This window comes from Rothia sp. HMSC069D01 (genome assembly GCF_001810135.1).
GTDB lineage: Bacteria > Actinomycetota > Actinomycetes > Actinomycetales > Micrococcaceae > Rothia.
Window position 1 is genome coordinate 270,050 of record NZ_KV800109.1, and the last position, 12,084, is coordinate 282,133.

Below are 12,084 nucleotides of genomic sequence, written 5' to 3' on the forward strand. Positions count from 1 at the left end.
TCGACGGTGAGAGACCGCGTACGCACCGACACCTAAACGTATCGGGGGTACGCAAACACCCCGTACCGTCCATTATACGTGTGCCGTAGCAGACATCACAGGGACGATGCGGGGTGCATGTCGCGCGCTCACTCAACTGAGTGGGTCAGCCGAGCGGGCAGGGCGCTGAGGCACTAGCGGCCGGTCAGCTGCCAGGCGTCCTCCGAGCCCTCATCATCAGGCTCATCGAAGTAGTCGGTGACCGCCTCGCCCGGGTCCACCGCATTCGCGTACGGGTCGGCAGCCGGAGGCTCCTCACCGCGAATACGCGCCAGGGTCGCCTGCAGGTCATCCGGGCGGATGAGCACCTCACGTGCCTTCGAACCCTCCGAGGGGCCCACCACGCCCTGCGACTCCAGCAGGTCCATGATGCGGCCAGCCTTCGCGAAGCCCATGCGCAACTTACGCTGCAGCATCGAGGTCGAACCGAACTGGGTCGTAATCACAATCTCCGCCGCCTGCAGCAGATCATCGAGGTCATCACCGATTTCCTCATCAATCTGCTTCTTCGCGGCAGAGACCATCACGTCCTCACGGTAGATGGTCGGCGCCTGCTTCTTCACGTGCTCAACCACGGCGTGAATCTCAGACTCAGACACCCACGCGCCCTGAACACGCATCGGCTTCGAGGCACCCATCGGCAGGAAGAGCGCATCGCCCTGACCGATCAGCTTCTCCGCGCCGGGCTGATCCAGCACCACGCGAGAGTCAGTAACCGAGGAGGTCGCAAACGCCATACGGGACGGAACGTTCGCCTTAATCAGACCGGTCACCACATCCACCGAAGGACGCTGGGTCGCCAGCACCAGGTGAATACCCGCCGCACGCGCCAGCTGGGTAATACGAACAATCGCCTCTTCCACATCGCGCGGAGCGACCATCATCAGGTCGGCGAGCTCGTCAACAATCACCAGCAGGTACGGGTACTCATGCACCGTGCGCTTGCTACCGGGATCGGGCTGAATCTTACCCTCACGCACCGCCTTGTTGAAGTCGTCCACGTGCTTGTAGCCGTAGTGGGCGAGGTCATCGTAGCGGGCGTCCATCTCACGAACTACCCACTGCAGGGCCTCAGCGGCCTTCTTCGGGTTCGTAATGATGGGCGTAATCAGGTGCGGAATACCCTCATAGGCGGTTAGCTCCACACGCTTCGGGTCAACCATCACCAGGCGCACCTGGTCCGGAGTCGAACGCATCAGAATCGAGGTAATCATCGAGTTCACAAACGAAGACTTACCCGCACCGGTCGCACCAGCGACCAGCATATGCGGCATCTTCGCGAGGTTCGCCAGCACGAAACCGCCCTCAACGTCCTTACCCACACCCATGACCATCGGGTGCTGGTTCGCGTGAGCCTGCGGGGAACGCAGCACATCACCCAGGGCAACGGTCTCACGGTCCGTATTCGGAATCTCAATACCAATCGCGGACTTACCCGGAATCGGGGACAGAATACGAACATCCGGGCTCGCCACAGCGTACGCAATGTTCTTGCTCAACGCCGTCACACGCTCAACCTTCGTGGCGGGACCCAGCTCAATCTCGTAACGGGTCACGGTCGGGCCGCGCGAGAAGCCGGTGACCTGCGCATCCACCTTGAACTGCTCCAGCACATTCGTCAGAGCCTCAACCACGTGCTCGTTGACCTCGGAAGATTCCTTGGCGGGAGGACCAGCAACCAGTATCTCCTCCGAGGGCAGCACATAGGTGCCGCGGGAGGACTGCACAACCTGCTCGCCGCGCGCCTGCTCGGTGGTCGCCACCTGAGTGTTGTTCTGCAGCGGGCGGGATGCGCCAGCCTCGGGCGCTCGCGAAGCCGCGGGAGCCGCGTTCTTCGGGTGCGCACCCGGCGAGTGCATGCGGGTCGGAATCGGCGGCTGCGCCGCGGGTGCGGCAGGAGCCTGGGATGCAGAAGCCGAGGCGGCGGGCTGTGCCGCAGACTGTGCAGGGTTCACCACCTGGTGCGGTTTCGTCTGCGGTGAAGCTTCCTCAGAAGCGCCGAATCCGTCATATGCCTCAACGTCAAAGAGAGGCTCCTCGCCAGGAATACGGTTCACGCGGCCGTTCGCCACAGCGGCGCGCTGCACCTGATCCAGGCGGGCTGCGGGCGCATCCGACGCCTCAACGTCGAAGAGGTCAGGGCTGCTCGAATAAGCGCCGTTCTGTGCAGAGGTACCCTGGGCTGACGCACCCTGCGCGGCCGGTGCCTGATTGAGGCGACCGGGCAGACGGGACAGACGGTTCGGCTTAGCCGCCGGGCGCGTCTGCTGAGCGGATGCCTGCGCAGAATCCTGTGCGGAGTCCTCCGGCTGTACCGGCATCTGCGTGGTCTCCGGGTGAGTCTCATCCACCACGGCGCTCACGAATGCTTCATCACCGGCGTACTCGTCCAGGGAAGAATCGGTCGACGTAGCGGGAGCAATGCCCAACCAGCCGCGCAGACGAGCGAACAGGCCGCCAGACTTCTGAGGCGTGCGTGCCGGCTTCTCATCGTCACCGTACAGGTAGCTGCGGTCATGCTCCTCAGCGTTCAGGTCCACGGTCTGAGTCGCATCCGAAGGGCTGTCCTTAACGGAGGTTCGAGTCGTGCCGTTCGGCTTCTCACCCAGAGCCAGACCGACCAGGTGCAAAGTACGCGGCACCACCTGACGAATCGGGGTATTCGTCAGAACCATCAGACCGGCAATACCCAGTAGCAGGTGAATCAGAATCTCAACGAACGCAATACCGCCGCTCACACGCACAATGGGGGTGCCCAGCAGCACGCCAGCCACACCACCACCAGCCCAGACGGCGTCAAAACCATCCGCGAAGGTCGGGTGACCCGCATGGCGAGCAAAGAACAGGGAGGTCGCCACCAGGATGATGAAGGAGCCCAACGCCACGCGGTTATTACGTTTAATCAGGTCGGGTCCACGGAAAACGCACCACGCCATGATGAGGCAGAGCACCGGGACCAGCAGGGCGCCCTGACCGAAAATACCGCCCAGCATGGTGTGCCAGGCGTCCAGGGGCGCACGCAACAAACCGAGGGAGGTGTGGGCACGCCAGTTGTACCACTCCACTCCGGCGCTAATCAGGCCGAACAGCAGGATGGTGAGCGCGCCGCCGTCACGGCGGTCTTCGGGCGCAAGGTCGGTGCGCACCGCGCCGATGGAGCGGAAGAGCCCACCGATAGCGTGAGCGATGCTCAGCCAGACGGAGGAGATAGCACCCGCTACAGGGTTCGCCGCGTTGGCACCGCGCTGGGCACCGCCTCGGGAGGTGGTGCGCTTGCGGGTAGTCTTCTTAGTGTTTGCTTTAGTAGAGGTCGTGTTACGACCCTTCGTGGTCCGTGGAGCCATACCTTTTAGGGTATCAACCTTCCCGTTAATGTACCGATTCTTTCGTTATCAGTGAGCTAAAAAGTGTGCCCCGCCCTGTGCCTGTGAGGGCATTGATAGGGCGCTGATGAGGCGCTTCTCCCCTGCTATGTTCGCTTTCGCGCAGCTTTCGCGCAGCTTTCACCCATCCGTTCGGCAGATACACAGCAGGCGGGGCCGACACAACGTATCGACCCCGCCTTTTCGCTATGACGGGCACCTAGCCTCGCGCAGAGTATTAGTTCTTCGCGGCCTTCGAGGTGTTCTCAACAACCACGGGAACGATCATGGGCTTGCGGCGCAGACGGCGAGAAATCCAGGCACCGATGGTGCGGCGCACAATCTGCTGCAGCTGCTGCACGGTGTGCACCTTCTCGGGTGCGCGGTGCAGAGCATCCTCCAGGGCGGCGGTAATCTTCGGAACAATCTCGTCGAATACCGCGTCGTCCTCCGCGATACCGCGAGCGTGAATATCCGGGCCCGTCACCACACGCTTGGTTGCACGGTCCACCACGGTCACGATGGACACGAAGCCCTCTTCACCCAGGATGCGGCGGTCCTTCAGATCGCTCTCGGTGACCTCACCGACGGAGCGGCCGTCAACGTACAGGTACTCGCAGGGAACCTCGCCCACCACGGACGCCACGCCATCGCGCAGATCCACGACGGTGCCGGACTCGCAGAGCAGCACGTTCTTCTTCGGAACGCCGGTCTCCATCGCCAGGTCACCGCTAGCAATCAGGTGGCGAACCTCACCGTGAACCGGCATAACGTTCTTCGGCTTGAGGATGTTGTAGCAGTACAGCAGCTCACCCGCGGCAGCGTGACCGGAAACGTGAACCTTCGCGTTGCCCTTGTGCACCACGTTAGCGCCCAGCTTCATGAGGGCGTTAATGATGCGGAAGACGCTGGTCTCGTTACCGGGAATCAGCGAGGAGGCGAGCACCACGGTGTCACCGGGCTCAATTTGAATCTTGTGGTCACCGTTCGCCATGCGCGACAGTGCCGCCATCGGCTCGCCCTGCGAACCGGTGCACATCATCACGATCTGGTCGGGGCGGTAGTCGTCAACCTTCTTCAGGTCCACCAGCACGTTGGCGGGAACCTTCAGGTAGCCCAGCTTCTCGGCAATGGTCATGTTACGCACCATGGAGCGGCCCACGAGCACGACCTTGCGGCCACGCTCAGCGGCTGCGTCCAGCACCTGCTGCACGCGGTGAACGTGCGAGGAGAAGGACGCCACAATGATGCGGCCGCTTGCGTCACGGAAAACGTTCGACAGCACCGGACCGATGTGCTTCTCGGTCGGGGTGAAGCCGGGAACCTCAGCGTTGGTGGAGTCCGGCAGGAACAGGTCCACGCCCTCCTCGCCCAGGCGAGCGAAGTGGCGCAGGTCGGTGATGCGGCCGTCCAGCGGCAGCTGGTCCATCTTGAAGTCACCGGTGTGCAGAACCTTGCCGGCCTTGGTGCGGATGTAGACAGCCAGCGCATCCGGAATCGAGTGGTTCACAGCAACGAACTCACACTCAAACGGACCGAAACGCTCCACCTGGTGCTCCTTCACCGCGAGGGTGTAGGGCTTGATGCGGTGCTCGGCGAGCTTCGCCTCAACCAGTGCCAGGGTCAGTTCGGAACCGACCAGGGGGATGTCGGGGCGGCGGCGCAGCAGGTAGGGAACCGCGCCGATGTGGTCCTCGTGGCCGTGGGTCAGCACCATGGCAACCACGTCGTCCAAACGGTCGACAATGTAGCTGAAGTCGGGCAGGATCAGATCCACGCCGGGCTGGGACTCTTCGGGGAAGAGCACGCCGCAGTCAACAATCAGCAGCTTGCCGTTGATTTCGTACACGGTCATGTTACGACCGACTTCGCCCAGGCCGCCCAGGGGCACCACGCGCAGGGTGTCCTTCTTCAGGCGGGGAGGGAGGGGAAGATTCGCTTCAAAGACGCTCATCGTGTGTCTCCTCTTTCTTCTATGTTTTCTTGTGATGTCTGTGATTCGTAGGCGACGCTTCGTACCGCAAGCACTACAGCCGGCTTTCTTGTGCCGAGGCGGTGGTGCTGCCGGTGCGTCCAAATCACCGAAAGTATTCAAAAGTATTCGGGGCGTAGTGCTCGGGTGCCTCTGCCTAAGGTGGGCCCCTGTCTGAGTGGGAGCCGCTTCATGTGGCGGTAAACCGCGACAATACGCCAGAGCGGACCCCTCACCTAGTGTTAGGTGCGGAGTCCGCGTCCGTTGGCTACATCACGCGCCCCAAAAGCGGGGCGTAGGGTAGCCGAAATCCTCTATATATACGCTCCCCGCGCTATTGCGTGCGCCGGGTATGCGTCAAAGTTTAGGAGTTCTTCAGGGTGTGAGCAATGCTCGAGGAGAGCAGGTCAGCTCGCATAGCCTGTGCCACCTCCGGCTCGGAGAGTACGTGCGGCAGGCGAACGACGGGCTCATCCAGCACACCCTGCCAGGAAAGAATTTCCTTGGCGGCAACGCAACCGGGCGCACGGCCCATAGTTGCGCGGACAATCGGAGTCAGTTCCAGGTGCAGACGCTGCGCCTCCACCAAATCCTGTGCAACAACAGCATCAATCAGGGCACGGAAGAGTGCGGGTGCCACATGTGCGGTCACCGAAACGAGGCCGACGGCGCCCATTGCCATCCAGGGAAGGGTCAGTCCGTCGTCGCCGCTGTAGTAGTGCAGGTCGGTGGTTGCCATGACCTCGGTTGCGGCACCGAAGTCTGCCTTGGCGTCTTTCACCGCTACAATACTATCAATTTCTGCAAGGCGACGGTAGGTTTCGGGTGCGATGGGGATGCCCGCACGACCCGGAATATCGTACAGCATGACGGGGGTCTCAGTTGCCTGCGCAACGGTCGCAAAATGGGCGTAGACACCCGGCTGAGTCGGCTTGTTGTAATAGGGGGTCACAACCAGCAGGCCGTCCACACCAATCTTTTCGGCACGGTGCGCCAGCTCAATAGTATGCGCCGTATCGTTCGAACCAACACCGGCAATAATCTTCGCGCGAGAACCGACGGTATCCTTCACAATCTGGAAGACGCGCTCGTTCTCGTCATCGGTCATGGTGGAGTATTCACCGGTGGTACCGCAGACCACCAGACCATCGTGGCCGTTCTCCACAAGGTAGTTCGCCAGGTCTGCGACCTGCTTTTCATCAACGGAGCCGTCCTTCGCGAAGGGGGTCACCATTGCGGTCAGGAGGCGACCGAAGACGGGTTCAACAAAAGTACCGGGGTTCGAAAGGTTCTCAGACATATGTCCAGAGTACGCCCGAAATGCAGATTTTTCCGTTAGAACGCATAAGTTTTCATGCGTGTTCTACTATTCGGACTCTTTCAAACCCGCGGTACTTCCACGAGAGCCTATGAAACCGGGCACATAGCCTCGGCGTTATCAGTCTCATACCGAAAATAAATGTGGCATTGACTAGGGATCGCAGGGTCAGAGCCTAACGCATGCCCTTCGCCTGACCGCCCGAACGCAACGCCCACGCGTTGCGCATCGCCGCACGGGCACGCTTGCGTTCACCACCGGCATCGTACATGCACGCCAGGTTGAACCACGCCTTCCAGTTCTCGGGGTCCTGCTCAACCGCCGCCGCAAAGCCTTCAAACTCCACCGCCGCCGCCTCACGGTCCACACGACCGGAGGGGGTGCGCGGCAGGGTATCCTCCGCCAGCTCACCCGAAGCAGCCAACTCCTGAGCCATACGCTGAATACGAGCACCGAAAAGCACCTCACGCACCAGCGCCCACGCACCCAGAATCGGCAGCAAAATCATACCCGCGCCAAGCACAATGCCAGCCACCGAACCGGAGGTGAGCATCACGAACCCCTGCTGCGCAATGTGTACCAGGTACAGGGTCAGCAGCGCGCAAGTCAGTGCCGCGAAGGTCTTACCCCAGCCGCCGGCATCCACCGTCACAAAGACGGCACTAAAAATCAGCACGCCCAGGATAGAGGCACGCGCCGCCAGAGGCAGCGGCAGAATCAGCACGGTCAGCACCATCAGCACGCAGGCGCAGACAGTCCACAAACGTAGCGAAGTCCACCAGGGGCTACGAGCCTCGGAAGATACCGGCGAGGTGTCGGGTGAAGTCTGTTCAGACAATATTCTCTCCTAGGACAAATCCATGTAGGCGTCCAAGCCCACGCTCAAACCCGGATGCGCCGCCACCTCACGCACACCCAACAGCACGCCGGGCATGAAGGAGACACGGTCAAAGGAATCGTGACGAATCACGAGCTGCTGACCGGGATCGCCCAGCAGAATCTCCTGATGCGCCACCATGCCGCGCAGACGCACCGCGTGTACGTGAATATCGTCGACCACGGCACCGCGCGAGCCCAAAGGATCGGAGGTGGTGGCGTCCGGGCTTGCACCCACGCCAGCCTCCGCGCGGGCGGCGGCCACCTTGCGGGCGGTGTGCACAGCGGTACCGGAGGGGGCGTCCACCTTGTTCGGGTGGTGAATCTCAATGATTTCTACCGATTCGAAGTAGCGTGCCGCCTTCGCCGCGAACTCGGTGGCGAGAATCGAACCAATCGCGAAGTTCGGGGCGATGAGCACACCCACCTCGGGGTGCTCGGTCAGCAGTTCGCGCAGGGAGTCCAGGCGTTCGGGGGTCCAACCGGTCGTACCAACCACCGCGTGCATACCGTGCTCCACCGCGAAACGCACATTCGCCTCGCTGGATTCGGGAACTGTCAGGTCAATAACAATCTCTGCGCCGGCATCGACCAGCTCCTGCAGGTCATCGCCACGGCCCAGTGCCGCCACCAGGTCCATGTCTGCGGAGGTGTTGACGGCGCGCACCGCCTCAGAGCCCATGCGGCCTGCGGCACCGAGTACCGCTACCTTCCAGATTTTTTCGTCGCCCTCGTGGGCCATCTTCTCTCCTCCGTAGCTTTTGTGCACCCCGACTATGGGGCAGACGCTGTGACGTACAGCCTCTATTATCCCCCGTGTGGGCGCGGTGCACGCCATCGCACACGCTGGGTGAGATACCCCGCGGAACCTCAGCGGTCTAAAAAGCGAAGTAATCTAACCGTCATACAAGCCGTTTAATACGCTATCTAAAGTTAGCAACCATATAATTAGGAAGTATTTCTATAATTTCCATCCTACGGAGTGCTTTGACAGTATGAAGTCCCTCTTTACCTCCTCCGTGCGTCCAGATGAGGCTAACCGGCGTTATATTCTGCCGGGTCTGGACGGTCTGCGAGCAATCGCCGTGCTCCTCGTGATGGTGTACCATTTCTGGCCCACCGTACTACCCGGCGGCATGATTGGCGTGGATATTTTCTTCGTCATCTCCGGTTTCCTGATTACCTCCCTGCTTCTGCGTGAAGGTGCTCTCACCGGCAAAATTGCCCTGGGCAATTTCTGGATCCGACGTGCCCGCCGTCTGCTTCCCGCCATTACCCTGCTGATTCTGGTCATGGGACCGGTCAGCCTGCTCATTGGCGGCGATATTCAGGTGAACCTGGGCCGTCAGCTCGCTGGTGCGGCGACCTTCTCGTCCAACTGGATTTCTATTTTTGCCGGTAACGACTACTTCACGCAGACCTCCCCGGAGCTCTTCACGAACTTCTGGTCCCTGGCGGTGGAAGAACAGTTCTACGTGGTGTGGCCGCTGCTGATTGTTGCGGCTGGTCTGTTGCTGCGCCGCCGCTGGCGTCGTTTTAGCGTGGTCATGGTGCTGGGTATTATTGCGTCGCTGAGCACCGCCACCGCTCTTCTGATGTCTGGCGCACCCATTAGCCGCGTCTACTACGGTACCGACACGCACCTGTACGGCCTGCTGCTCGGCGCCCTGCTGGCGTTCGCGCGCCCCTGGTCGCTGTACCCGCCGCTGCAGCAGTCCGTGCTGTACCGTGTGGCTCAGCCCTTCGGCCTGGTCGCGTTCGCCCGCGTCATGATTAGCTGGCTGTCCCTGTTCGCGCTGATTCCCTACGCAATTCTGGTTCCCGAGTCGGCACCCGGCGCGATTCCCTGGGGTCTGTTCGGCGCCTCCCTGCTGGCGCTGGGCGTGATTCAGGGTATGCTGCCCGACATGCTCGCTGGTGCCTCCGAGATGCTGCGCCGCCTGCTGAACTTCGCGCCCCTGCGCTGGGTGGGCGAACGTTCCTACGGCCTGTACCTGTGGCACTGGCCGCTCGCCGTGGTCATGCACTACCTGATGGGTGCGGACCGCTCCCCGCTGGTAAATGTGGGCGTTTTGGTGGCGACCTTCGCTATTGCGGAGATGTCGTACCGCTGGGTTGAGACCCCGATTCGCCGCTACGGTTTCCGCGGTAGCGCTAATCGCGTGGTGGCGGCTTTCCAGTCTTCACGCACTAAGTTCCTGCCGGTTTCGGTGGCTCTTGCCGTTGTTGTGGCGGCTGCTTCGACCGGTCTGGCGGTGCACACCGCTCCAGCAATGACTACCGCCCAGCAGTCCGTTGAGGACGGCAAGCGTGCCGCCGCTGAACGCCTGAAGGCTCGTCAGGAGGCGCAGGCTGCGAGCGCATCGGCAAGCCCGAGCGCTGCGGGTAAGGACGCGAAGGCTTCGGCAAGCCCCTCGGCATCGAAGGCTGCAACCGGTTCGGTGGACTCTTCGCAGGTGACCATTGTGGGTGACTCCATTGTGGTGGCGGTATCCCCCGAGCTGTACGACAAGATGCCCGAGGCATCTATCGATGCGGCTGAGGGACGAACCATTGCTAAGGCCCTGCCGATTATTAAGTCCATGGGTGCCAACGGCCAGATTCGTAAAACCTTCGTGCTGTCGGTGACCGCGAACTCGACCATTCTGGATGGTCAGCTCGACGAGGTTCTGGCGGCTATGCCCGCCGATTCTAAGCTGGTGCTGGTCACCGGTTACGGCCCGCGCAACCTGACCTGGATTGACTACTCGAACGGTAAGATTCGTGAGTTTGCGGCTCAGCATTCTGATCGTGTGATCATTGCGGATTGGAACTCTACGATCCGCCAGGCTCTGCAGACTCAGAGCGGTCTGCTGGCCTCTGACGGTGTTCACCCTGAGGTTGCTGGTCAGGAGCTCTACGCCCAGGTGCTGATGGAGGCTATTGCCAAGGCGCAGAAATAGTAGCTCTCAGCAGTAGCTTTTCGGGTTCTGCCGCTCATGCTGAGCGTCAAGAGCATGGGCAGCAGAGCGCCCGGAAGCACTTCTTGGAGGCATCTCTTTGACTTGGAGGCATCTCTTTGATAGGTGCCGATACATACAAAATACCCGTTCCCTCCCCCTCAGATGGGGTGTGGGAACGGGCGTTTTTATGCCTTATCAGCGTTGTGCGTTAGGGATGTTCAGGGGTTAGCGCACGATGGTGGTAATCATCTGCTGCTCACCCAGGTACGCCGCCAGGTCGCGGACCTCTTCCAGGGAGACCGCGCGAATCTTCTCCAGCAGCTCATCGGTGCTCGTGAACAGTCCAGAGTCCAGCTCGGCGCGACCCAGGCGGGACATGCGCGAGCCCGAGTCCTCGCTACCGAGCACGGTGGAACCAGCCAGCTGGCCGCGGACCTTCGTCAGCTCCTCCTCGGTAATACCGGCGGTGGCGAGCTTATCGAACTCGTAGCCCATAACCTCGCGCACCTGCTCGGTCTTAGCGGGCAGGCAGCCCGCGTACATGCCGAAGTAGCCGGCATCCGAGTACGCACCGGAGAACGCGAACGTGCTGTAGGCGAGGCCTCGCTTCTCACGAATCTCCTGGAACAGGCGCGAGGACATGCCCGCACCGAATGCGCTGGTCAGCACGCTCATCGCGTAGCGGCGGTCGTCACCGGCGATAATGCTCGGGCAACCCATCACAATGTTGGTCTGTTCGAAGCCCTTCTCCACCTCACGCAGCTCCCTCAGCGGAACAATGCCGCTGTCGGTGCGTACGCGACGCGGTGCCGGTGCCACGCCCTCCTGCAGGTTCCAGCCGTAGCGGGTCAGCGCCTCCAGCACGAGGCGAACCATGGTGCTGTGCTCCAGCGAACCTGCGGCAGAAATAACCAGGCGGTCGGGGGTGTAGTAGCGCTTGTAGTGCTCCCACACGGCGTCACGCGGCACCTCGGTAATCTCCTGCGGGGTACCGCCGATGGGGCGGCCCAGCGGGTTCTCACCCATAAGCTGCTCCACGAAGTTCTCGAAAGCAACGTCGGTCGGGTCGTCCTGGTCCATGGCGATCTCTTCAAGAATCACACCGCGTTCCTGTTCCAGGTGAGCCGGATCCAGCAGGGCGTTGGTGACCATGTCGGTAATGACGTCCACCGCCATGGGCGCGTCATCGTCGAGCACACGCGCGTAGTAGCAGGTGTGCTCCTTAGCGGTCAGGGCGTTGGATTCGCCGCCTACCGCGTCGAAGGAGGATGCGATGTCCAGGGCGGTGCGGGTGCCGGTGCCCTTGAACAGCAGGTGCTCCAGGAAGTGGGTGGAGCCGAGCATGCCGGGGGCTTCGTCGCGCGAGCCGACTCCCACCCAGAATCCGATGGATACGCCGCGGGTACCGGGCATTTTTTCGGTAATCACGCGTACGCCACCGGGCAGGATGGAGCGGCGCACCTCGTTACCGCCTACACCCTCGTAGATGAGGCGGCCGTGCTCGTAGTTGAGCTCTTCGGCGATTGCCTCAAGCTCGACGGGCAGGGAAATAGACATAGAGAGAAGAACCTTTCA

At 61.6% G+C, this 12,084-nt stretch carries 7 protein-coding genes; 1 reads left to right on the top strand and 6 read right to left on the bottom strand.

Features of this window, described 5'->3' with window-relative positions; translation table 11 throughout:
• Window positions 1-173: 173 nt before the first annotated feature.
• From HMPREF2710_RS08915 to dapB, 5 genes are all read right to left on the bottom strand, one after another.
• Window positions 174-3,383 (bottom strand): FtsK/SpoIIIE family DNA translocase, encoded by a 3,210-nt coding sequence (locus tag HMPREF2710_RS08915; protein ID WP_070600698.1) that lies wholly within the window; start codon window positions 3,381-3,383, stop codon window positions 174-176.
• Between the two features lie 256 nt (window positions 3,384-3,639).
• Window positions 3,640-5,355: a ribonuclease J gene (locus HMPREF2710_RS08920; protein WP_005507894.1), complete on the bottom strand. Its 1,716-nt coding sequence runs from the start codon at window positions 5,353-5,355 to the stop codon at window positions 3,640-3,642.
• A gap of 382 nt (window positions 5,356-5,737) precedes the next feature.
• Window positions 5,738-6,673 (bottom strand): 4-hydroxy-tetrahydrodipicolinate synthase, encoded by a 936-nt coding sequence (dapA, locus tag HMPREF2710_RS08925; RefSeq protein WP_070600699.1) that lies wholly within the window; start codon window positions 6,671-6,673, stop codon window positions 5,738-5,740.
• A 193-nt stretch (window positions 6,674-6,866) separates the two neighbouring features.
• Complete coding sequence (locus tag HMPREF2710_RS08930) at window positions 6,867-7,529, bottom strand: tetratricopeptide repeat protein (protein WP_049348889.1); 663 nt, start codon at window positions 7,527-7,529, stop codon at window positions 6,867-6,869.
• Window positions 7,530-7,538: 9 nt separating this feature from the next.
• Window positions 7,539-8,309 (bottom strand): 4-hydroxy-tetrahydrodipicolinate reductase, encoded by a 771-nt coding sequence (gene dapB, locus HMPREF2710_RS08935; protein ID WP_049351807.1) that lies wholly within the window; start codon window positions 8,307-8,309, stop codon window positions 7,539-7,541.
• Between the two features lie 253 nt (window positions 8,310-8,562).
• Here dapB and HMPREF2710_RS08940 point away from each other — a divergent pair, with 253 nt between their 5' ends.
• Window positions 8,563-10,509, top strand: coding sequence for an acyltransferase family protein (locus tag HMPREF2710_RS08940; protein ID WP_049351808.1), 1,947 nt, complete (start codon window positions 8,563-8,565; stop codon window positions 10,507-10,509).
• Between the two features lie 225 nt (window positions 10,510-10,734).
• Here HMPREF2710_RS08940 and HMPREF2710_RS08945 read toward each other — a convergent pair whose 3' ends face one another.
• Window positions 10,735-12,066, bottom strand: a complete 1,332-nt coding sequence (locus tag HMPREF2710_RS08945) for a M16 family metallopeptidase (protein ID WP_070600700.1) — start codon at window positions 12,064-12,066, stop codon at window positions 10,735-10,737.
• Window positions 12,067-12,084 lie beyond the last annotated feature (18 nt).

What these genes read in the sequence shown, in the direction of transcription:
- HMPREF2710_RS08915 (WP_070600698.1), bottom strand. Translation starts at nt 3,383, where the DNA reads ATGGCTCCACGGACCACGAAGGGTCGTAACACGACCTCTACTAAAGCA.
- HMPREF2710_RS08920 (WP_005507894.1), bottom strand. Translation starts at nt 5,355, where the DNA reads ATGAGCGTCTTTGAAGCGAATCTTCCCCTCCCTCCCCGCCTGAAGAAG.
- dapA (WP_070600699.1), bottom strand. Translation starts at nt 6,673, where the DNA reads ATGTCTGAGAACCTTTCGAACCCCGGTACTTTTGTTGAACCCGTCTTC.
- dapB (WP_049351807.1), bottom strand. Translation starts at nt 8,309, where the DNA reads ATGGCCCACGAGGGCGACGAAAAAATCTGGAAGGTAGCGGTACTCGGT.
- HMPREF2710_RS08940 (WP_049351808.1), top strand. Translation starts at nt 8,563, where the DNA reads ATGAAGTCCCTCTTTACCTCCTCCGTGCGTCCAGATGAGGCTAACCGG.
- HMPREF2710_RS08945 (WP_070600700.1), bottom strand. Translation starts at nt 12,066, where the DNA reads ATGTCTATTTCCCTGCCCGTCGAGCTTGAGGCAATCGCCGAAGAGCTC.